The organism is Actinoplanes sp. NPDC021490 (genome assembly GCF_055562135.1).
This window is the reverse complement of record NZ_JBVHFW010000005.1, coordinates 239,927-261,407: the sequence shown is the minus strand read 5'-3', so window position 1 is coordinate 261,407 and position 21,481 is coordinate 239,927. Positions and strand designations below refer to the sequence as shown.

Here is a 21,481-nt window from a genome sequence, read left to right as displayed (position 1 = left end):
ACGGAGTGAGCGACGAGACCTGGCTGGTGGTCGGCCTGGGCAACCCCGGCAAGGAGTACGCCGGCAACCGGCACAACGTCGGTTTCATGGTGGCCGACCTGCTGGCGTCCCGGGTGGGCGCCAAGTTCGGCCGAGCCAAGCGCGCGCACACCGAGGTGGCCGAGGGGCGGCTCGGCTTCGGCGGGCCCAAGCTGGTGCTGCTGAAGCCGCTGACCTACATGAACCTGTCCGGCGCGCCTGTGGTCTCGCTCGCACAGTTCTTCAAAGTGCCGGTAGAGAACGTGATTGCCGTGCACGATGAGTTGGATGTGCCGTTCGGGCAGGTTCGAGCCAAACGTGGCGGTGGTGAGGGTGGCCACAACGGTCTGCGGTCCATGTCGAAGTCCCTGGGGAGCAAGGAGTACGCCCGGGTGCGTTTCGGCATCGGCCGTCCACCGGGCCGGCAGGAGCCGGCCGATTACGTGCTCTCCGATTTCTCCGGCGCGGAGCGCAAGGAGTTGGACTTCCTCGTCGACCGGGCGGCCGACGTCGTCGAGGCGGTCGTGCTCGAGGGCGTGGAGTGGGCGCAGAACAAATACCACGGCGGTTGATCTTGCGGGGTCGAAACAAATAGATCTTATGGGCGGTTTTGTCCGCCTCTCGGTCCCGTGACGCCTTTGAGTGTCCGACCGTTGGTCACACGTATGCACCGGTTCGGTGGCAAATGACTGGCGGTTGGGGGAGGTTCGTAATGCGGCGGGACCTGTCCGCAACGGAGGCGGTGCTGGCGCAGCCGACTGTGCTGCTGCCGGCCATCCGTCCGGTGCGGCCGCCGGAGGGCGCCGGGACCGGCACGGTGTGTCCGCCCGAGGGCTACGGCCGGGCGAATCATCCGCCCGCCAACGGGGGGCCGCGCCGTTCGAAGATTCCGGCGCCGATCGTCCCGCTGAGCCCGCCACCGGCCGGCGCGACGACGACCCGCCCGGCCGCGGGTCCGCCACCGGCCGGTCCGGCGGTGACGCCGGCCGACGTGACGGTGACCCGTCCGAACACCGGTCCGCCGAGGACTGCCGACCGGCCGGACAACGCGCCGCCGCAGGTCACCCGGGGTAAGACCGACGCGGCCCGCAACAACGCGATCGACCGGCACTGGTCCGAGCGCCCCAACCGGTCGGCGTCGGCCCGTCCCGCGACCCGGCCCTTCGTCCGGGTGCGCGGACGGCATGCGGCCATGTCGCGACGGCAGCGCTGGGAACGCAGCTACGTCCGCTCGCTCGTGCTCTGCGACCTGCTCGCGGGCACGGCGGCCGGCGGGGCCACCTTCGGCCTGCGCTTCGGCGACGAGGTGACAAGCTACAACCGCGCGTACATGATCCTGTCGACGCTGCTGCCGGTGCTGCTGCTGGCCGTGCTTGCGGTCTCCCGGGCGTACGAGCGCAGGTATCTCTTCGTCGGCACGGACGAGTACCAGCGGGTGCTCCGGGGCGGGGTCGGCCTGATCGCCGGGGTGTCCGTGGTGTCGTACGGGCTCGATCTGGATCTGGCTCGAGGTTATGTGCTGGCCGCTCTCCCGGCGGCGATCGGCTCGTCGGTGGTGCTGCGGTTCGCGCTGCGCAAACGGCTGCACCTGACCCGTGACCGCGGCGAGAGCATGCGCCGGGTGATCCTGGTCGGGCACGAGCTCTCGGTCATCGGCATGACCCGCCAGCTGCGGCGGGAGCGCTATCACGGCCTCGAAGTGGTGGGCGCCTGCCTGCCACCGGGGCACGACGGCGTGGGTGTGGGGGGACCGCAGGGCCTGGCCGTCTACGGCACGTTCGACGACGTCGCGGGCGCGGTCGAGCAGGCCGACGCGGACACGGTGGTGGTGCTGAGCTGTCCCGAGCTCGACGGCGCGGCCGTACGCCGGCTGGCCTGGCGCCTGGAACGCGACGAGGTCGACCTCGTGGTCGCGAGCGCGCTCGTCGATGTGGCCGGCGCCCGCACGACGATCCGGCCGTTCGACGGGCTGCCCATGCTGCACGTCGAGCACCCGCGCCTGCACGGCGGATCGCGGCTGGTCAAGGAGGCATTCGACCGCCTCGGAGCCTTCGCGCTATTGATGATCTTCGGTCCGCTGCTGCTCGGCATCGCACTGGCTGTGCGGTGCACGTCGAAGGGGCCGGTACTCTTTCGTCAGGTGCGGGTGGGTCGCGACGGCCGGCTGTTCCGCATCTTCAAGTTCCGCAGCATGTATGTGGATGCCGAGGCGCGGCTGGCCGAACTGAGGCATCTCAACGAGCACGACGGCGTGCTTTTCAAGATCCGTGACGACCCGCGGGTGACCCGGGTCGGGCGGTATCTGCGCCGGTTCTCGCTCGACGAGCTGCCGCAGCTGCTCAACGTGCTGCTGGGGCAGATGTCGCTGGTCGGCCCGCGGCCGCCGCTGCCGTCCGAGGTGGCGGCGTACGCCGACGACGTGCGGCGCCGGCTCGCCGTCAAGCCGGGCATGACCGGCCTGTGGCAGGTATCCGGACGTTCGGATCTGCCGTGGGAGGAAGCGGTCCGGTTGGACCTGCGCTATGTGGAGAACTGGACCCTCAGTTTGGATCTGGTGATCCTGTTGCGCACCATGACCGCAGTGGTGCGCTCCTCCGGAGCGTACTGAGCCTGAAGAGGAGCGGCTGAGATATGGGCGAGCGGACAGAGACGTCGGCGCGCGTGACCTCCCAGCGGGAGAGCAGTGACGCCGGCATTCCGCCGGTCAACGACGCGGCCTTCGCCCGCTGGCTGGCCGACCGGGCGGGGCAGACCCTGCTCCAGGTGCGTGCGGAGATGGGCTTCGCCGACGGCAAGGCCCTCAAGGCGGCCGGCGACAAGGCCGCGCACCACCTGATGCGGGCCGAGCTGGCCCGCTGGCGCCCGGCCGACGCCGTGCTCTCCGAGGAGGACGACCACGCCCGCGACGCGTGGCGCGAGGGCGAGCACACCACCGTACGGCCCGAGCGTCTCGGCGCCTCCCGGGTGTGGATCATCGACCCGCTCGACGGCACCCGCGAGTTCTCCGAGGAGGGCCGGGCCGACTGGGCCGTGCACGTCGCACTCTGGACGGCCGACTGCTCGAGCCCGTCCTGTCTGGCCGCGGGCGCGGTCGCGATGCCGGCCCAGCACCGCACGGTCGCCACCGACCACTCCCCGGCCTATCCGCCGCTGCCGTTGAACGCGGCCACCGGCGGTCCGATCCGGATCGCGGCCAGCCGCACCCGGCCGCCGGCCTTCGTCACTGCCCTGGCCGAGGAGATCGGGGCTGAGCTGGTGCCGATGGGATCGGCCGGTGTCAAGATCGCCGCGGTCATCAGCGGCGAGGCCGATGCCTACGTGCATGCCGGTGGCCAGTACGAATGGGATTCGGCGGCTCCGGTCGCTGTGGCGTTGGCCACTGGGCTGCACGCTAGCCGAATCGACGGTTCTGAGCTGAAATACAACGAGGCCGACCCAAAGTTGCCGGACCTGGTGGTGTGCCGTAAGGATCTCGCTCCTCGGTTGCTTGCAGCGTTGCAGCGTCACCTTCCGTCAGAATGACGGTTGTCTAAGGGCAACGTAGCCGCAACGCAATCCTCCCGAGAGGTCTGGAGCCCATCAAGATGAGCCAGACGAAGCCGTACCGCGTCACGCACCTGGATGCCCTCGAAGCCGAGAGCATCTTCGTCATGCGCGAGGTCATGGCGGAGTTCGAGCGCCCAGTGCTGCTCTTCTCCGGCGGCAAGGACTCGATCGTGATGCTGCGTCTCGCCGAGAAGGCGTTCGCCCCCGCGCGCATCCCGTTCCCGGTCATGCACGTCGACACCGGCCACAACTTCCCCGAGGTGCTCGAATACCGCGACCAGCGGGTCGCCGGCCTCGGGCTCAACCTGGTGGTGGCCAGCGTGCAGGAGGCCATCGACACCGGTCTCGTACGCGAGCTGCCCGACGGCACCCGCAACCGGATCCAGACACCGGTGCTGCTGGCCGCGGTCGAGAAGTACCGCTTCGACGCGCTCTTCGGCGGCGCCCGCCGCGACGAGGAGAAGGCGCGCGCCAAGGAGCGCATGTTCAGCTTCCGCGACGAGTTCGGCCAGTGGGACCCCAAGAACCAGCGCCCCGAGCTGTGGGCGCTCTACAACGGGCGGCACCACCCCGGCGAGTCGATCCGGGTGTTCCCGCTGTCGAACTGGACCGAGCTCGACGTCTGGCACTACATCGCCAAGGAGCGCATCCCGCTGCCGAGCATCTATTACGCGCACGACCGCGAGGTCGTCGAGCGCGACGGGATGTTCTACGCGGTCAACGAGTTCATCCGGCTGCGCGACGGCGAGACCTCCGAGGTCCGCCGGGTGCGCTACCGCACGGTGGGCGACGCCTCCCAGACCGCCGCCGTGCTGTCCGAGGCCGACACGGTGGACAAGGTGATCGACGAGGTCGCCGCCACCCGGATCACCGAGCGGGGCGCGACCCGCGGTGACGACAAGGTCAGCGAGGCCGCGATGGAAGACCGCAAGCGAGAGGGTTACTTCTGATGAGCCAGGCCGTCCTGGAAACCGAGGCGGCGCCCTCGGCGCGCATGGATCTGCTGCGGTTCGCCACCGCGGGCAGCGTGGACGACGGCAAGTCGACCCTGATCGGCCGGCTTCTGTTCGACACCAAGACGATCTTCGCCGACCAGTTGGAGGCGGTCGAGGCGGCCAGCGCCTCCCGCGGCGACGAATACACGAACCTCGCGCTGCTCACCGACGGCCTGCGGGCCGAGCGGGAACAGGGCATCACGATCGACGTGGCGTACCGGTACTTCGCCACGCCGAAGCGGAAGTTCATCATCGCCGACACCCCGGGGCACATCCAGTACACCCGCAACATGGTCACCGGCGCCTCGACCGCCGACCTCGCGCTGATCCTGGTCGACGCGCGTAAGGGCCTGGTCGAGCAGTCCCGCCGGCACGCGTTCCTGACCAGCCTGCTGCGGGTGCCACACCTGGTGCTCTGCATCAACAAGATGGACCTGGTCGACTGGGACAAGGCGGTCTACGACCGGATCGCCGACGAGTTCACCTCGTTCGCGGCCAAGCTCGAGATCGGCGACCTGACGATCATCCCGGTGTCCGCGCTGAACGGCGACAACATTGCGTCGCGCAGCGAGAACAGCCCCTGGTACGACGGCCCGTCGCTGCTGCACCACCTCGAGCACGTGCACATCGCCAGCGACCGCAACCTGGTCGACGTGCGCTTCCCGGTGCAGTACGTGATCCGTCCCCAGTCGACGACCGTGACCGACTACCGCGGGTACGCCGGACAGGTCGCCTCGGGCGTGCTCAAGCCGGGCGACGAGGTGATGGTGCTGCCGTCGGGCATGACCAGCACGATCGCCGGCATCGACACCGCCGACGGGCCGGTCGACGAGGCGTTCCCGCCCATGTCGGTCACCGTGCGCCTCAACGACGAGATCGACATCTCCCGGGGCGACATGATCTGCCGGCCGCACAACGCCCCCGCGGTCGCCCAGGACATCGAGGCGATGGTCTGCTGGATGGACGAGACGGCCCCGCTGCGGGTCGGCGGCAAGTACGCCATCAAGCACACCACCCGCTCGGCCCGCACGGTTGTGCGCGGCCTGCAGTACCGCCTGGACGTCAACACCCTGCACCGCGACGAGCAGGCGGACGGGCTTCAGCTCAACGAGATCGGCCGGGTGCGGCTGCGCACGACCGTGCCGCTGCTCGCCGACGAATATCGCCGCAACCGTACGACCGGGGGCTTCATCCTGGTCGACGAGAGCACCAACCGTACGGTCGCGGCGGGGATGATCATCGAGGCCCAGTAGGCCCATCGTTGCGAATGGACGACGGCAGTCGCGGAGAACCGTTCCGCGGCTGCCGTCGCGCCTTGTCCGGCTTCGGCTGCAGGGTCGCCCAGACCACCTTGCCCGTACGGGTGGGAAGCGTGCCCCAGGCGACCGCGAGCGCACCGACCAGCCGCAGCCCCCGGCCGCGCTCGTCGAGCGGCTGACCGCGGCGGACCCGGCTCAGTTTGGTCACCCGCGGCACGTCGGCGACCCCGTCGGCCACGCTCAGATGGATGCCCGCCCCGCGCAGGCTGACCACGACCGTCATCTCGGTGCCGGCGTGCTCGATCGCGTTGTTGACCAGCTCGCTCATCACCGACCGGCTCGGATGCAGCAGGTCGGCCCGGTCCCAGGCCAGGCAGGCGTCGGCGACCAGGTTGCGGGCGAGGCTGGGCGCGTCGGGCTCGGGAGCCAGGGTGAGGCCGAGCCGCTCGGTCAACGGCAACCGGCTCGCGATGGCCACCCGGGCCTGGCGCACCTTGGCGTAGACGGGCAGGAAGTGCCGGGCGCCCAGGCGTTGCATGCGGTCGGCCAGGGGCAGGTCGGCCGGGATGCAGAGGGCCAGCTGCACCGGCGGATTCATGGCGGCCGCCGCGTGCTGGGCCGTCATCCACGTCGGCGCGCTGATCGCGGTCGGGTCGTGCAGCGCGGACAGGTCCACGATGAGCGCCTCGGGGTGCTCGGCCAAGCATTTGCGGATCTGCTCGCTGGTCCGTTTCCACAGCTCGCGGTTCCACGTGCCACGTACGGTCAGGACCGCGACCGATGCGTCGATGTCGCTTTCGAAATGCACCGAGGGCTCCTTCACCGGCAGACACGCTGCGCTCAGGGACATGCCGCCACGGTAATCGCGCAGACAGATCGTTTAGAGCACCCTTAGCTCCCGCGGGTGATCGGACTTAAGTACTGCAACGTTGTATAGTCCCTTTTCGTGCCGCCGGGACTCAAGGATGTCGCCGCGCGGGCCGGTGTGTCCATCAAGACGGTCTCCAATGTCGTCAACGGGTATGTGCACGTGGCCCCGGCCACCCGTGCCCGCGTGCAGGCCGCCATCGAGGCGCTCGGCTACGTGCCCAACATGGCCGCCCGTCAACTGCGCAGCGGCCGATCCGGGGTCATCGCGCTGGCCGTGCCCGAACTCCAGTCGCCGTACTTCGCCGAGATCGCCGGCCTGATCGTGCAGGCCGCCGAACGCCGCTCCTGGACCGTGCTGATCGACCAGACCGACGGGCACGCCGAGCGCGAACGCAACCTGGTCGCCGGTCTGCGCCGGCACGCCATCGACGGCCTGATCTTCAGTCCGCTGGCGCTGGCCGGCGAGGAACTGGCCCAGCGCGACGGCACCCCGATGGTGTTGCTCGGTGAGCGGGTGTGGCACGGACCGGCCGACCACGTGGCGATCGACAACACCGCGGCCGCGACCGACGCCACCCGGCACCTGACCTCACTGGGCCGCCGCCGGATCGCGGCGATCGGCGTGCAGGACAGGCCGTCGGCGGTGACCGCCCACCAGCGCCTGGCCGGTTATCGGGCGGCGCTGGCCGAGGCCGGGTTGCCGGTCGACCCGGCGCTCGAGATGCCGGCCGACGGCTTCCACCGGGCCGACGGCGCCGAGGCGATGGCCCGGCTGCTCGACGGGCCCGAGCCGCCGGACGCCGTGTTCTGCTTCAACGACCTGCTCGCCCTGGGGGCGCTGCGCACCTTGCTGTCCCGCGGGGTCTCGGTGCCCGGCGACGTGGCGGTGATCGGCTTCGACGACATCGAGGACGGGCGCTTCTCGACGCCGACGTTGAGCACCGTGGCCCCGGATGCGCCGCGGATCGCCCAGCTCGCGGTCGACCTGCTGGCCGAGCGCCTGAGCGACGGGCCTACGGCCGCGGGGGCGCCGCGGGAACTGCGGGTGGATCACCGCCTGATTGTGCGCGAGAGCACTTGTGGATAACCCTTTTTGTCCCTTGCGCCCGGCGTAGCGTCGGGCCTCGTCCCTGGGTGGGCGGGGGAGGCGGCGGCTGCTCCGCGATCAACACCCGCGACCCGACGTCGTGATCACCGCACGCCGGCCTCAGGCCATCAGCGGAACCGGCCCACGATCAATGCCCGTGATCGTTCACACGCAGCGGCGACACCCGGCTGCGGCGCGCGGCGGCCGCGCTGCGATAGACACATTTCGGCATTGTTTCAGGATCTTCACGAGGATCTCTTTACAACGTTGAATCCAACGTTGTAAAAACCTTGCATGGCAGTGGCGCACCTCACTCTGGATCCCGCCTTCCGGATCGCTCCCGTCGACCCCCGGCTCTTCGGCTCGTTCGTCGAGCACATGGGCCGCTGCGTCTACACCGGAATCTTCGAACCGGGTCACCCCTCCGCCGACGACGACGGCCTGCGGACCGATGTGCTCGAGCTCGTCCGCGAGCTGGGTGTGACCACGGTCCGCTACCCCGGCGGCAACTTCGTCTCCAACTACCGCTGGGAGGACGGCGTCGGCCCGCGCGGCGACCGCCCCCGCCGGCTCGACCTGGCCTGGCGCAGCCTGGAGAGCAACGCGTTCGGGCTCAACGAGTTCATGCGCTGGGCCTCGCTGGCCGGTGTCGAGCCGATGATGGCGGTCAACCTGGGCACGCGCGGCATCGAGGCCGCCGCCGAGCTGGTCGAATACTGCAATCTGGCCGACGGCACGGCGGCCGCCGACCTGCGCCGCAAGCACGGCGTCGCGCAGCCCCACGACGTACGGATGTGGTGTCTGGGCAATGAGATGGACGGTCCGTGGCAGATCGGCAGCCTGACCGCCGAGGAGTACGGACGCCTGGCCACCCGGACCGGTCACGCCATGCGCCGGGTCGACCCGACCATCGAACTGGTCGCCTGTGGCAGCTCCAACTCGGACATGCCGACCTTCGCGGCCTGGGAGGCGACCGTCCTCGAGCACGCCTACGACCAGGTCGACTACATCTCGCTGCACACCTACTACGACCCCGAGAAGCACGACGACGCGAGCTTCCGTGCCTCCGCGGTCGACCTCGACGGCTTCATCGACAACGTGGTCGCCACCGCCGACCACGTCCGGGCCAAGATGCGCCGCAGCAAGCGGATCAAGCTTTCGCTCGACGAGTGGAACGTGTGGTACCAGTCCCGGTTCACCGAGCCCGAGGACCGCGACATCGAGGAGATCCCGGCGCTGATCGAGGACGACTACAACGGCACGGACGCCGTGGTCGTCGGCAATCTGCTGATCAGCATGCTGCGCCACGCCGACCGGCTCACCGTCGGCTGTCAGGCGCAGCTGGTCAACGTGATCGCTCCGATCCGCACCCGGGCCGGCGGCGAGGCCTGGCGGCAGACGATCTTCCACCCGTTCGCGCATACGGCCCGGCTCGCCCGGGGAACCGTGCTGCGTCCCGCCCTCACCGGCCCTTCGATGAGCACCGGACGTTACGGCGACGTGCCCGCCGTGGACGCCGTGGCCACCCACGACGAGGAGACCGACGAGCTGAACGTCTTCGTCGTCAACCGCGGCACCGAACCCGTGCCGCTCACCGTCGACCTGCGGGCCTTCCCGCGGCATCGGCTGAGCCGGCACCTCGCGCTCAGCTCGGACCGGCCCGAGCCGGTCGAGCAGGCGCCCACCGAAGAAATCCTCCTACCGCCCGTCTCCTGGCACGCGCTGTGCCTCACTCCGAGGAGTCACGATGATCGATAAAAACCTCTCCCGCCGGGGTGTTCTCGGCCTCGGCATCGGCGCCGGTGGAGCCGTGTTGCTCGGCGCCTGCGGCGACAGCGGCCCCAACGACAAGGTCACCGGGGGTGGGCAGAACGCCGCGCCCGCCGCGACCAGCTACACCGGGCCGAACGTGGCGCTGGCCTTCTGGAACGGCTTCACCGGCGGTGACGGCCCGTTCATGAAGAAGCTGGTCGACCAGTTCAACACCGAGCACCCCAACATCAAGGTGTCGATGAACACCTATCAGTGGGCCGACTACTACCAGAAGACCCCGGCCGCCGTGGCCACCGGCAACGGCCCAGACGTCGGCATCATGCACGTCGACCACGTGGCCACCAACGCCGCGCGCGGTGTGATCCTGCCGCTGGAGGACCTGGCCAAGGCGCTCAACTTCAAGGCCGAGGACTTCTCGCCGCCGGTCTGGAACGCGGGCGTCTACAACAACACGCGCTACGCCATTCCGCTCGACGTGCACCCGCTCGGCTTCTTCTACAACAAGTCGGTGATGGAGAAGGGTGGCCTCGACCCCGAGAAGCCGCCGACCAACAACGACGAATACCAGGCGGCGCTGGAGAAGATGAAGTCGAAGGGCATCCAGGGCGACTGGGTCACGCCGTTCGAGTTCACCGGCAGCATGCAGTTCCAGTCGCTGCTCTGGCAGTTCGGCGGCAACCTGTTCGACGACCAGGCGAGCAAGGCGCTCTTCGCCGAGCAGCCCGGCGTGCAGGCGCTGACCTGGATGACCGACCACATCAAGAACGGCTACAGCCCCAAGAACGTGGCCCAGGACGCCGACATCGTGGCCCTGCGCAACGGCAAGAACGCCTTCAACTGGAACGGCATCTGGACGATCAACACGCTCAAGGAGGACAAGAACCTCGAGTGGGGCGTGGCGCCGCTGCCGCAGATCGGATCGCAGAAGGCCGCCTGGGCCGGCTCACACCAGTTCGTGCAGTTCAAGCAGAAGGCCAAGGACGACAACAAGCTGGCCGCGGGCAAGGTCTTCATCAACTGGATCAGCCAGCACTCGATCGAGTGGGCCCGCGGCGGTCAGGTGCCGGCCCGCGCCGAGATCCGCAACGGCGCCGACTTCAAGGCCCTGCCCGAGCAGTCGGCGATCGGCACGCAGATCGACGACCTGCACTTCCTGCCGCCCAAGCCCGGTATCGCCGACGTGATGGCCACCATGGTCACGGCGATCAACGAGGCTGTCCTCGGACGCAAGGAGCCGGCCAAGGCGCTCGCCGACGGCGCTGCCAAGGCCAACCAGCTCCTGGAGCAGAACGCCAAGAAGTATGGCAGCTGAGACCGCACTCACCAGTACGCCGCCGGTGCAGGCTGGGGAGGCCCGCACCGGCGGCCGGGTGCGCCGCACCGGACCCTTCACGGCGTACCTGTTCCTGTTGCCGTACTTCGTCGTCTTCGGCACCTTCGTGCTGGCGCCGGCGGTGTACGGCCTGTGGATCAGCCTGCACGACTGGGACTACCTGCTTCCGGGCAAGCCGTTCGTGGGGCTGGACAACTACAAGGCCTTGTTCGATTCGAACTCGGCGGTCTACAGCTTCTGGTGGGAGAGCCTGTCGGCGACCGGCATCTTCACCGTTTTCAGCGTGCCGCTTCTGCTGATCATCCCGCTGATGCTGGCGCTGCTGCTCAACCGCAGTTTCAAGGGTCGCACGCTCTTCCGGGCGATCTACTTCGCGCCGTACGTGCTCGGGGTGGCCGTGATCGGCGTGCTCTGGCGCTTCCTGCTCGACCCCAACCTGGGCGTGGTCAACGCGGTCCTCGGGGCGATCGGGTTGCCGGGTGACACGCCGTGGACCACCGCGCTGCCGTGGGGCTGGGTGACGCTGGTCGGCGTGACCGTGTGGTGGACGCTCGGCTTCAACGCGGTCATCTATCTGGCCGGGCTGCAGGACATTCCGCGTGAGCTGTACGAGGCGGCGCGCATCGACGGCGGCGGCAAGTGGGCCGAGTTCCGCCACGTGACGCTGCCCGGTCTGCGCCCGGTGCTGCTGTTCGTCACGGTCAACACGGTTCTCGTGTCGGCCAACATGTTCGGGCAGTCCTATCTGATCACGCAGGGCGCGCCGGGCACCGAGACCCGTACGGCGATCATGTATATCGCCCAGGTCGGCCTGAGCGACTTCAAGATGGGCAGCGCCGCGGCGATGAGCTACCTCCTCACCGCGTGCCTGCTGGTGATCAGCCTGATCGTGTTCCGGTTCTTCAGGGAGAAGGACGCATGAAACGCGTACGGCCCATCGCCTGGTACACCGTCCTGATCGGACTGAGTCTGATCTTCATCGCACCCCTCGTGTGGATGCTGCTCAACGCGTTCAAGACGCCCGGCGAGGCCACCCGGGTGCCGCCCACAGTGCTGCCGGAGGACCCCACCACGGGCGCTTTCGACACGCTGCTGGGCAACTCTCAGACGCCGGTGCTCCGCTGGTTCCTCAACAGTTTGCTGGCCGCGACCGGTCAGGCCGTGCTGGTGCTGGCGGTCGCGTCGATGGCCGCGTACGCGCTGGCCCGGCTCGAGTTCCGGGGCAAGCGCCTGATCTTCGGCATGATCATCGCGACGCTGTTCATCCCCAGCTTCGTGCTGATCATCCCGAACTTCCTGATCGTCGACCGGTTCGGCATGCTCGACACCCTGTGGGCCCTGATCATCCCCGGGGCGGCGGGCGCGTTCGGCGTCTTCTTCCTGCGGCAGTTCTTCCTCAGCCTGCCCCGCGAGCTGGAGGAGGCGGCCGTCCTCGAGGGGGCCAACTCCTGGCAGATCTTCACCCGCGTGGTGCTGCCGCTGTCCAAGCCGGCCCTGGCCACGCTCGCCGTGATCAGCTTCCTGACCAACTGGAACGACTTCATCTGGCCGGTCTACGTGCTGTTCAGTCCCGACCAGTTCACGCTGCAGCCCGGCCTGGCCATCCTTCAGGGCGCCTACACGATCAACTATCCGGTGATCATGGCGGGCGCGCTGGTGGCCAGCATCCCGGTGCTGATCCTGTTCATGATCGCCCAGCGTTACGTCATCGAGGGCGTGTCCCGCTCCGGCTTGAAAGGATGATCATGCGACGCCTGACGGCCGCGCTCGCCGCGGCGATCACGTTCCTGGGTCTGACAACTACAGCCGCCGAGGCGACGCCGAGCGGCCCGCGCAACCCGATCTCGGCGAGCTTCGCCGATACCTTCGCCGACCCGGTCATCGTGCGCGGCGACGACGGGTTCTACTACGGATTCGGCACCTCCGACCCGCTGCGCGAGGGCGAGAAGGTCGCGCACCGCATCCCGATCGCGCGCTCGACCGACCTGAAGAGCTGGAAGTACGTCGGGGACGCCTTCGGCGACCTGCCCCCGTACGCGGCGGCCAACGCCTCGCTGTGGGCGCCGGACGTCCGCAAGATCGGAAACCGCTGGGTTCTGTACGCGACCGTGACCGAGACGACCACCGCGGCCGGCGCCTCGGCGATCGGCGTAGCCACGGCGCCCAAGCCGACCGGCCCGTGGACGTGGGCCGCCGAACCCGCCGTGCCGCCGCGCGCCGCACCCGACGGCGGCTGGTGGTGGACCTTCGACCCGAGCCAGCTGACCACTCCGGACGGTCGCAAGTACCTCTACTACGGCAGCTACTTCGGCGGCATCTGGGTCAGTGAGCTCACCGCGGACGGCCTGCGGATCACCGGCACGCCGACGCGCGTGGCCATCGACAACAAGTTCGAGGGCGCGTACGTCGTACGCCGGAACGGCTTCTACTACCTGTTCGCGTCGTCGGCCAACTGCTGCGCCGGCCCGACCACCGGATACTCCGTCTCGGTGGGGCGGTCGCGCAGCCCGCTCGGCCCGTTCACCGACCGTGACGGTCTGCGGCTCGATGTGTCGCGGGCCGGTGGCACCCAGGTGATCGCGCCCAACGGCAACCGCTGGGTCGGAACCGGCCACAACGGACTGATCACCGACCGGCGGGGCCAGGACTGGTTCGTCTACCACGCCATCGACCGCAACGACCCGTACCTCGACGAGCCGTTCGGCATCAACGAGCGTCCGATGCTGATCGACCGGCTCGACTGGATCGGGGGCTGGCCGACGGTCAACCGCGGGGCCTGGGCCTCGGACGGCCGGGACACGCCCTCGGGCCGCACCCCGGTTCCCGGCAAGCTGCTCTTCGCCGACGAGTTCAGCGGTCAGGCGCCCGGCTGGAACTGGGTCCGGCCGGACGCCGCGGCGACGGTGAGCGGGGGAGCGCTGCGCTGGCCGGTGCAGGGCGCCGACCTCACCGGCACCTCGAACAGCGCGGGCGTCCTGCTGCGCACGCCACCCGTCGGTCAGTGGATCGCCGAGACCAAGCTGACGTTGCCCCTCGGCGAGGACACCGTGCGCAACTTCCAGCAGGCCGGGCTTATCGCGTACGCCGGTGACGACCTCTTCGCGCGGCTCAGCGCGGTCGCGATCTGGAACACGCGGCAGGTCGAGTTCGGCAAGGAGATGCCGTACGCGGGGCAGTTGTCCTACGGCGGCACCATCGCCGGCACGCCGGGGGAGTCGGTGACGTGGCTGCGGCTCGCTCATCGGGTGGACCCGGCGAACGGCGAGCACGAGTATCGCGCCGGGGTCAGCCGGGACGGCAAGCACTGGACGTGGGGTGGGGTCTGGACCCTGCCGGCGGACAGTTCTCCGCGGATCGGCCTGGTCGCGCACGGCGGAGCGGAGCCGGCGGTCGTCGCCTCGTTCGACTACCTGCGGTTCTACAAGTGGTGAGGCGGGGACTGGCGGTGGGACGGGCGCTGCTTGTGGTGGCGCTGCTGGCCGGAGGCTGTTCGGCCGGCGACGATCCCGCCGCCTCCCCCGCCATTGAGACATCGGAATCGGAAGCGAGGCAGGGCGTGACCTTCACCAACCCGGTGCACTCGGACAACTTTCCCGATCCGGGGGCCCTCCGGGTCGGCGAGACGTGGTACGCGTACGGGACCAATGGCCCCTCGGGGAACGTGCCCGTGCTGACCTCGCCCGACCTCGTGACGTGGACGCCCGCAGCCGACGCGCTCCCGCAGGTGGGCAAGTGGGCCACGGCCGGCAACACCTGGGCACCCGAGGTGATCGAGGGCCCGGACGGCACCTACCTGCTCTATTACACCGCCCGGTCGACCCGTACGAACGTGCAGTGCGTCGGTGTCGCCGTGTCCGACCGGCCCGGCGGCCCCTTCGTCGACGACTCCGACGAGCCGCTCGTCTGCCAGGCCGGGGAAGGTGGCTCGATCGACGCCAGCCCGTACACCGACGAGAGCGGGCGGCGCTGGCTCTACTGGAAGAACGACGGCAACGCGATCGGGCAGCCCACCTACCTGTACGGCGCGCGGCTCACCGAGGACGGCCGCAAGATCAGCGGCGAGTCGAAGCGACTGCTGGTCAACGACGCCGGCTGGGAGGCGCACGTCATCGAGGCGCCGCAGATGGTGCGTCACGACGGCCGGCTCTATCTGTTCTATTCGGCCAACGCGTTCGACAAGGAGGAGTACGCGCTGGGCTACGCCACCTGTGAAGGCCCGCTGGGCCCGTGCGCCAAGGCGGCCGAGAACCCGATCCTGCACACGTCACCGGCCGCGGCCGGCCCGGGTCACGGCTTCCTGGTGACCACGCCGGCCGGCGAGTCGTGGATGCTTTATCACGCCTGGCCGCCCAGCGCGGTCGGCAGCGTCGAACCCGGCCGGCAACTCTGGCTCGACCGGGTGGACTGGGTCGACGGCCGCCCGGTGGTGAAGGGACCGACCGTCGAGGCCCAGCCGGCGCCGCGTTAAGACTTGTCGCGGGTGGTGGCCTCGTCGATCGCCTCGCTGATGGCTTCGGTGAGGTCACCGGAGGGCACGGCCACGCTCTCGCCGTAGCCCTCCTCGGCGCCGGGCTCGGGCTCGGGCGCGGTCCCGTCGCCGGCGAAGCCGAACTCGTTGGGCTCGTCGTGCTCTTCCGAGGCGTTGCCCTGCTCGCGGCCTTCGTTCTGGGAAGTCGTCATGCCCCACCGGTTACCCGGTGGGGCCGCCGCTAAAGCTGTCCGGCGCCCGGTCCTGCGGTGACGGTCCAGGCCGTCGGGGCAGTGAAACCCGCTTCCCCGTACGCCTGCTCGACCGCGCCGATGACCACGTCGGCCTTGTCCGCGTCGATCAGGACGAGCACACAGCCGCCGAAGCCGCCCCCGGTCATCCGGGCGCCGTACGCGCCCACCTCGAGGGCGGTGTCGACCGCGAGGTCGACCTGGGGCACGGTGATCTCGAAGTCGTCGCGCATCGAGGCGTGCGAGGCGGTGAGCAGCGGCCCGATCTCGCGGACCTGCCCGGCCTTGAGCAGCTCGACCGTGGCCAGCACCCGGTCGTCCTCGGTGACGATGTGCCGCACCCGGCGGCGCATGACCTCGTCGTCCAGGCGGGCCAGCGCGTCGTCGAGTTCGGCGCCGGTGATGTCGCGCAGCGCGGGCACGCCCAGGATGCGGGCGGCCTCCTCGCACGACTTGCGGCGGGCGCCGTACTCCCCGTCGACGTGCTGGTGCGGGGCGTTGCTGTTGACGACCAGGATGGCCAGGCCCTCGGCGGCCAGGTCGAACGGGATCTGCTCGACCTCGTAGGACCGGCAGTCGAGGAACAGGGCCCGGCCCTCGAGGCAGCGGATGGACGCCGACTGGTCGAGGATGCCGGTCGGGGCGCCGACGTAGACGTTCTCGGCGCGCTGGGCGATCGACGGGCGCTTCTCGACCGGCACGTCGAGGTGACCCAGGTCGATCAGCGCGGTCAGCACCGACGACTCGAGCGCGGCCGACGACGACAGCCCGGAGCCCAGCGGCACCTCCGAGGCGATGGCGATGCGCGCGCCCGGCACCTCGTAGCCGGCGTCCTGCAACGACCAGACCACCCCGGCCACGTACGCCGCCCAGCCGCCGACCTCGCCCGGCTGGGTCCGGCCGAAGCTGACCGCCCCCTGTTCGAACGTGGAGCAGATGGTCCACTCGCCCGCCGGAGCCGGGCCTGCCGCCGCGATCGTGCGCTGCGGCAGCGCGAAGGGCAGCACGAACCCCTCGTTGTAGTCGGTGTGCTCGCCGATGAGGTTGACCCGGCCCGGGGCTGCCCACAGACCGGCGGGCTCGGTGCCGTATTCCTTGCGGAAGGCCTCCGCGGCGTCGTCGGCGATCATGCGACGTGCGAGCGGTAGAAGGACCAGGCGTCGCCGATCATGGCCTGCAGCGTGTTCTTTTCGGGCACCCAGCCGAGCTCGTCGCGGGCCCGGGCCGACGACGCGACCAGCGTGGCCGGGTCGCCCTCGCGGCGCGGCGCGATCTCGACCGGCAGCTCGACGCCGGTGACCTCGCGGGCGACCTCGACGACCTGCTTGTTGGAGAAGCCGTTGCCGTTGCCGAGGTTGTAGATGCGGTGCTCGCCCGGGGTGGCCGCGTCGAGCGCGAGCAGGTGGGCGCGGGCCAGATCCTGCACGTGGATGTAGTCGCGCACGCAGGTGCCGTCGATCGTCGGGTAGTCGTCGCCGAAGATCTGCAGCTTCTCGCGCTTGCCCGCGGCGACCTGCAGGGTGATCGGGATGAGGTGGGTCTCGGGGTCGTGCCGCTCGCCGATCTCGTGGTCGCCGGAGATGTAGGCTCCCGCGACGTTGAAGTAGCGCAGCGAGACGGCGGCCAGCTGGTGCGCGAACGCCTCGGAGGTGAGCGCGTGGTCGAAGGTCAGCTTGGTCGCCCCGTACGTGTTGGTGGGGGCCTTGACCGCGGTCTCCGTGATCGGCAGCTCGACCGGGTTGCCATAGACGGCGGCGGTGGAGGAGAAGATGAACCTCGGCACCCCGGCCGCGCGCACCGCGTCCAGCAGGGCCAGCGACTTCACCACGTTGTCGTGCCAGTACCGCTCGGGCTGGACCATCGACTCGCCCGCCGCGATCAGCCCGGCGAAGTGCAGCACGGCGTCGAAGCCGGAGCCGGGGGTGAGCACCTGGGCGGCGTCGGCGATGTCGGCCTCGACGAAGGTGGCGTCCGGCGCGACCGCGGCCCGGAAGCCGGTGACCAGGTTGTCGAGGACGGTGACCTGGTGGCCGGCGTCCAGCAGCAGTCGGCTGGTGACGCTGCCGATGTAGCCGGCGCCCCCGGTGACGAGCAGTTTCACGGCGCGCTACCCCTTCGCAGAGTGTTTCCCCGACCAGCCTAGGCACCCGTCGGACTACTCAAAAGGTTCCACCAAGTTCGCTCATAAGTCAACACTTTCAAACATCAGACATGCGGCCAGATCCGGTTCGCGGGGTCACCCGCCCGACTGTCACAATGGTCGGCATGTCCGATGTCGCCCGCCGTCCACGCGTGCTTTCCGGCATTCAGCCGACTGCCGACTCGTTCCATCTCGGCAACTACCTCGGTGCCGTGCGCAACTGGGTGGCCATGCAGGAGACCCACGACGCGTACTACTGCGTGGTCGACCTGCACGCGATCACCATGGGGCACGACCCGGTCGCCCTGCGCAATCGCACGCGCATCTCCGCCGCTCAGCTGCTGGCCCTGGGGCTCGACCCCGAGCGCTGCACGCTGTTCGTCCAGTCCCACGTGCCCGAGCACGCCCAGCTCGGCTGGGTGCTCAGCTGCATCACCGGCTTCGGCGAGGCCGGTCGCATGGTGCAGTTCAAGGACAAGTCGGCCAAGGCGGCCGACACCACGACGGTGGGCCTGTTCACCTACCCGATCCTGCAGGCGGCCGACATCCTGCTCTACCAGGCCGACCAGGTGCCGGTGGGGGAAGATCAGCGGCAGCACCTCGAGCTCACGCGCGACCTGGCCCAGCGGTTCAACACCCGCTTCGGGCCGACCTTCACGATCCCGTCGCCGTTCATCCTGAAGGACACTGCCAAGATCACTGATCTGCAGGACCCGACGGCCAAGATGTCGAAGTCGGCCTCCTCGCCGAACGGCATCATCGAGCTGCTCGAGGAGCCGGCCCGCTCGGCCAAGAAGATCAAGTCGGCGGTCACCGACACCGGTCGCGAGATCCTCTACGACGAGGAGAACAAGCCGGGCGTCAGCAACCTGCTCACGATCTATGCCGCGCTGACCATGCGGACCATAGACGAACTGCTCGAGCAGTACGAGGGACGCGGCTACGGCGACCTCAAGAAGGACCTGGCCGAGATCGTGGTCGAGTTCGTCAAGCCGATCCAGGAGCGCACCCGGGCCTACCTCGACGACCCCGGCCACCTCGACAAGGTGCTCGCGATCGGCGCCGAGAAGGCCCGCGCGGTCGCCTCGGTCACACTCGGCGAGGCGTACCAGAACATCGGTTTCCTGAGCCCCACCCGCGGAGCCTGACCCTTGTCCCCCGCCAACCACCCCGCCGCCACCCCGAACCGGACTGAAGACCCGGACCTGACGCGCATCGGCGTCGCGATCGACATCCCCGAGCCGTGGGGCGAGCTGCTCACCCAGCGTCGTGCCGCGGCCGGAGACCCGCAGGCGGCCTACACCCCGGCCCACGTGACGCTGCTTGGGCCGACCGAGGTGCGCACCGAGGCGCTGCCCCGCATCGAGAAGCACCTCGAGGCGGTGGCCGCGGCCCAGGCGCCGTTCACGATCCACCTGCGCGGCACCGGCACGTTCCGGCCGGTCACCGAGGTCGTCTTTGTGACGCTGGCCGTCGGGATCAGCGAGTGCGAGCTGCTGGCCGAGGCGATCGTCAGCTCGGACGACGTCAACCGCGGCACCCGCTTCCCCTACCACCCGCACGTCACGGTGGCCCAGGACGTGCCGGCCGAGGCGCTCGACGCGGTCTTCGACGACCTGGCCGGCTTCTCGGCGAAGTTCCACGTGCCCGCGTTCACGCTGTTCTCGCACGGCGGGGAGGGGCCCTGGCGACGCCGCCGGGACTACCGGCTGGGTGGTCCGGGCCGCTGACAACGTGACGTCGGTTACGGTCGGCGCGTGAATCCGATCGATCGGGCGTACGAGGCGGCCGAGTCGCGCGTCATGTGGCTCCGCCGGCGGTCCCGCTATTTCGATCACCTCAGCCGGGCTGTCGTGCGCTACATGGACGCCCAGGGTGGACGGCTCGCCGCCGCGATCGCCTACTACGGATTCTTCGCGGTGTTCGCGCTGCTGCTGATCGGCTATTCCATCTTCGGCATCCTGCTGGACAACAACGCCGAGCTGTTCGACATCGTCCGCGACTTCCTCCGGCAGAACCTGCCCTTCCTCGACGTGCAAGCGATCCTGGACAGTGGCCGCACGGTCGGGATCGTCGGCATCCTCGGCCTGACCTTCACCGGCATCGCCTGGGTCGAGTCGATCCGGTCGTCGCAGCGGCTGATCTGGCGGCTCAACGAGCAGCCCGGCTACATCGGCGTCCGGCAGGCCCTCGACCTGCTCGTGCTGCTCGGCGTGCTGACCCTGCTGGCGCTCTCGCAGCTTGCCGTCTACGGCCTCGAACGGCTGCTCGACTGGATGGCCGACGGCATCGTGCAACGCACCTCCGAGGTGCTGCTGACCATCGCGGTCAACATGCTGCTGGCCGCGGCGCTGCTGGCCGCCGTGCCCCGGCTGCGCATGACCGTCCGGCGGATGGTGCCGCCCGTCCTCCAGGTCGGCCTCGGCATCACCTTGCTCAACACGGTTGGCAAGTCCTTCGTCGGGCTGGTGCAGAAGAACCCGGCGTACGGCCTGGTCGGTTCGGCCGTCGGTGTGCTGGTCTACCTCTATGTTTTCAACCAGTTGCTGCTGTTCGGAGCGGCGTGGGCGGCGACCAGTCCGCACGGCCGGGTAGTGGACCTGTCAGCTGACGATAAAAATGCCCCCGTGGGGCAAAACACCTGGATTCGGCACACCAGCCCGGAATGATGGCCCCGTGGGCACTCTCGTGACATTGGACCTGCCGGCCGGCTCGCCGGTCGCCGAGCTTCCGTGGGTCATCACGATCGGTTCGCTCGGCGACGAAGAAGACTGGGAACCCGTGGTCTGCGGGCCGTACGAGCGGGCCCACGCCCTCGCGCTGGCCCAGGCCGTGGTGGCCGACGAACAGCTGATGGCCGTCGTCGAGCCGCTGCTACCCCGCCCCGACGCCGAGGCGATCCGCGACGAGATCGAGCTGGCCCGCGCGGCCGTCGAGACCCCCGGCGACGACGCCGAGGCCGAGACCGCCGAGGAGTACGAGACCCGCCGGGTGCGCCCCGGCCGCCCGCCGACCGAGGCCGAGGTGCGTGAGGGCTGGTCGCGAATAGCCGCCCGGCTGGCCACGGTCTAGGCGCGCTCGGCCACGCCGCGGCCCCGGGGAAACTCGCTAGGGCCCGTAGAGCGTCCGGACCCCGCGCAGGAACGACGCCTTGTCCGGGTTTCCGATGAGCAGCCGCTGCAGCGCGTAACCCGGGATCAGGGCGAAGAACGCGCCCGTCACGTCGTCGATGTCGGCTTCCGGCGGCAGTTCCCCGCTTTCCACGGCCTGCGCGACGAGCACCCGGACGCTGGACCGGAGCGTCGTGTAGCGATCTTCGGCGATCTTCCGGATGGCCGGATCGGTCATCGCCTCGCTCCAGACGTGCAGCGCGATCGGCAGGGCGCCGTCCGGACCGACCTGAACGTCGATCGCGCCGAGGACATGTCGTAGCGACTCGAGCAACGACAGTCTCCGGCTCGCGATCTGGTCGATCTCGGCGCTGATGCCGCCCACGATCCCCTCGGCGATCGCCGCGATGATCTCGTCCTTGGATTTGAAGTAGCGGTAGACCGCGCCGACCGAGAGCCCGGCCTCCTTGATCAGGTCCTGCATCGACGTGTTGTGCAGTCCCTTGCGCAGGAAGCAGGCGCGGGCCGCGACGAGGATCTGCTCGCGGCGGGCAGTCAGGTGATCTTCCGAGACACGTGGCACGCTCCACATAGTAAAACGAACGCTCGTTCTTGACACCCTCGCGAGGTG

21 protein-coding genes are annotated in these 21,481 nt (G+C 69.5%); 16 read left to right on the top strand and 5 right to left on the bottom strand.

The genetic code is table 11. From position 1 onward, the window contains the following. Positions 1 to 5: 5 nt before the first annotated feature. The 5 genes from pth to cysN all read left to right on the top strand — a co-directional run bounded on the left by pth (position 6) and on the right by cysN (position 5,812). Positions 6 to 590, top strand: a complete 585-nt coding sequence (pth, locus tag ACZ3I4_RS16040; protein WP_465382686.1) for an aminoacyl-tRNA hydrolase — start codon at positions 6 to 8, stop codon at positions 588 to 590. A 140-nt stretch (positions 591 to 730) separates the two neighbouring features. Next, on the top strand, positions 731 to 2,626 hold the full coding sequence (locus ACZ3I4_RS16035) for a sugar transferase (protein ID WP_465382685.1): 1,896 nt from the start codon (positions 731 to 733) through the stop codon (positions 2,624 to 2,626). 23 nt (positions 2,627 to 2,649) lie between these two features. After that, positions 2,650 to 3,540: a 3'(2'),5'-bisphosphate nucleotidase CysQ gene (locus tag ACZ3I4_RS16030; RefSeq protein WP_465382684.1), complete on the top strand. Its 891-nt coding sequence runs from the start codon at positions 2,650 to 2,652 to the stop codon at positions 3,538 to 3,540. 62 nt (positions 3,541 to 3,602) lie between these two features. Next, complete coding sequence (gene cysD / locus ACZ3I4_RS16025) at positions 3,603 to 4,514, top strand: sulfate adenylyltransferase subunit CysD (protein WP_465382683.1); 912 nt, start codon at positions 3,603 to 3,605, stop codon at positions 4,512 to 4,514. Then, positions 4,514 to 5,812 carry a sulfate adenylyltransferase subunit CysN gene (gene cysN, locus ACZ3I4_RS16020; RefSeq protein ID WP_465382682.1) on the top strand — a complete coding sequence of 433 codons (1,299 nt, stop codon included), beginning with the start codon at positions 4,514 to 4,516 and terminating at the stop codon, positions 5,810 to 5,812. Before cysD ends, cysN begins: the two co-directional genes overlap by 1 nt. Here the strand turns inward: cysN and ACZ3I4_RS16015 are convergent. After that, positions 5,796 to 6,668 carry an ATP-binding protein gene (locus ACZ3I4_RS16015; RefSeq protein WP_465382681.1) on the bottom strand — a complete coding sequence of 291 codons (873 nt, stop codon included), beginning with the start codon at positions 6,666 to 6,668 and terminating at the stop codon, positions 5,796 to 5,798. The two genes, cysN and ACZ3I4_RS16015, sit on opposite strands and share 17 nt — an antisense overlap. A gap of 96 nt (positions 6,669 to 6,764) precedes the next feature. Between ACZ3I4_RS16015 and ACZ3I4_RS16010 the strand changes: the two genes are divergently transcribed. The 7 genes from ACZ3I4_RS16010 (at position 6,765) to ACZ3I4_RS15980 (ending at position 15,349) form a co-directional block, all read left to right on the top strand. Then, complete coding sequence (locus ACZ3I4_RS16010; RefSeq protein ID WP_465382680.1) at positions 6,765 to 7,775, top strand: LacI family DNA-binding transcriptional regulator; 1,011 nt, start codon at positions 6,765 to 6,767, stop codon at positions 7,773 to 7,775. A gap of 294 nt (positions 7,776 to 8,069) precedes the next feature. Further along, positions 8,070 to 9,533 carry an arabinosylfuranosidase ArfA gene (arfA, locus tag ACZ3I4_RS16005; RefSeq protein WP_465382679.1) on the top strand — a complete coding sequence of 488 codons (1,464 nt, stop codon included), beginning with the start codon at positions 8,070 to 8,072 and terminating at the stop codon, positions 9,531 to 9,533. Continuing rightward, positions 9,523 to 10,860, top strand: a complete 1,338-nt coding sequence (locus tag ACZ3I4_RS16000; RefSeq protein WP_465382678.1) for an ABC transporter substrate-binding protein — start codon at positions 9,523 to 9,525, stop codon at positions 10,858 to 10,860. The genes arfA and ACZ3I4_RS16000 overlap by 11 nt, the downstream gene beginning before the upstream one ends. Then, positions 10,850 to 11,803 (top strand): carbohydrate ABC transporter permease, encoded by a 954-nt coding sequence (locus ACZ3I4_RS15995; RefSeq protein ID WP_465382677.1) that lies wholly within the window; start codon positions 10,850 to 10,852, stop codon positions 11,801 to 11,803. The genes ACZ3I4_RS16000 and ACZ3I4_RS15995 overlap by 11 nt, the downstream gene beginning before the upstream one ends. Then, entirely contained in the window at positions 11,800 to 12,624 is an 825-nt protein-coding gene (locus ACZ3I4_RS15990) for a carbohydrate ABC transporter permease (RefSeq protein WP_465382676.1), read from the top strand. Before ACZ3I4_RS15995 ends, ACZ3I4_RS15990 begins: the two co-directional genes overlap by 4 nt. A 2-nt stretch (positions 12,625 to 12,626) precedes the next feature. Then, entirely contained in the window at positions 12,627 to 14,312 is a 1,686-nt protein-coding gene (locus ACZ3I4_RS15985; protein ID WP_465382675.1) for a family 43 glycosylhydrolase, read from the top strand. Positions 14,313 to 14,326: 14 nt separating this feature from the next. After that, positions 14,327 to 15,349 carry a glycoside hydrolase family 43 protein gene (locus ACZ3I4_RS15980; RefSeq protein WP_465382674.1) on the top strand — a complete coding sequence of 341 codons (1,023 nt, stop codon included), beginning with the start codon at positions 14,327 to 14,329 and terminating at the stop codon, positions 15,347 to 15,349. On the opposite strand, the gene ACZ3I4_RS15975 is transcribed toward ACZ3I4_RS15980, so the two are convergent. From ACZ3I4_RS15975 to galE, 3 genes are read right to left on the bottom strand one after another with little or no spacing between them, the layout of a single operon-like run. Then, on the bottom strand, positions 15,346 to 15,561 hold the full coding sequence (locus ACZ3I4_RS15975) for a hypothetical protein (protein WP_465382673.1): 216 nt from the start codon (positions 15,559 to 15,561) through the stop codon (positions 15,346 to 15,348). The two genes, ACZ3I4_RS15980 and ACZ3I4_RS15975, sit on opposite strands and share 4 nt — an antisense overlap. A gap of 29 nt (positions 15,562 to 15,590) precedes the next feature. Further along, positions 15,591 to 16,730: a galactokinase gene (galK, locus tag ACZ3I4_RS15970; protein WP_465382672.1), complete on the bottom strand. Its 1,140-nt coding sequence runs from the start codon at positions 16,728 to 16,730 to the stop codon at positions 15,591 to 15,593. Then, positions 16,727 to 17,701 carry a UDP-glucose 4-epimerase GalE gene (gene galE / locus ACZ3I4_RS15965; RefSeq protein WP_465382671.1) on the bottom strand — a complete coding sequence of 325 codons (975 nt, stop codon included), beginning with the start codon at positions 17,699 to 17,701 and terminating at the stop codon, positions 16,727 to 16,729. The genes galK and galE overlap by 4 nt, the downstream gene beginning before the upstream one ends. A gap of 164 nt (positions 17,702 to 17,865) precedes the next feature. Between galE and trpS the strand changes: the two genes are divergently transcribed. The 4 genes from trpS to ACZ3I4_RS15945 are packed head-to-tail and all read left to right on the top strand — an operon-like array spanning position 17,866 to position 20,812. Further along, on the top strand, positions 17,866 to 18,888 hold the full coding sequence (gene trpS, locus ACZ3I4_RS15960; RefSeq protein ID WP_465382670.1) for a tryptophan--tRNA ligase: 1,023 nt from the start codon (positions 17,866 to 17,868) through the stop codon (positions 18,886 to 18,888). 3 nt (positions 18,889 to 18,891) lie between these two features. Beyond that, complete coding sequence (locus ACZ3I4_RS15955; protein ID WP_465382669.1) at positions 18,892 to 19,470, top strand: 2'-5' RNA ligase family protein; 579 nt, start codon at positions 18,892 to 18,894, stop codon at positions 19,468 to 19,470. A gap of 27 nt (positions 19,471 to 19,497) precedes the next feature. Then, positions 19,498 to 20,409, top strand: a complete 912-nt coding sequence (locus tag ACZ3I4_RS15950) for a YihY/virulence factor BrkB family protein (protein WP_465382668.1) — start codon at positions 19,498 to 19,500, stop codon at positions 20,407 to 20,409. Between the two features lie 7 nt (positions 20,410 to 20,416). Continuing rightward, positions 20,417 to 20,812, top strand: coding sequence for a hypothetical protein (locus ACZ3I4_RS15945; protein ID WP_465382667.1), 396 nt, complete (start codon positions 20,417 to 20,419; stop codon positions 20,810 to 20,812). 36 nt (positions 20,813 to 20,848) lie between these two features. Here the strand turns inward: ACZ3I4_RS15945 and ACZ3I4_RS15940 are convergent, their stop codons facing one another. Continuing rightward, positions 20,849 to 21,433, bottom strand: a complete 585-nt coding sequence (locus tag ACZ3I4_RS15940) for a TetR/AcrR family transcriptional regulator (protein WP_465382666.1) — start codon at positions 21,431 to 21,433, stop codon at positions 20,849 to 20,851. Positions 21,434 to 21,481 lie beyond the last annotated feature (48 nt).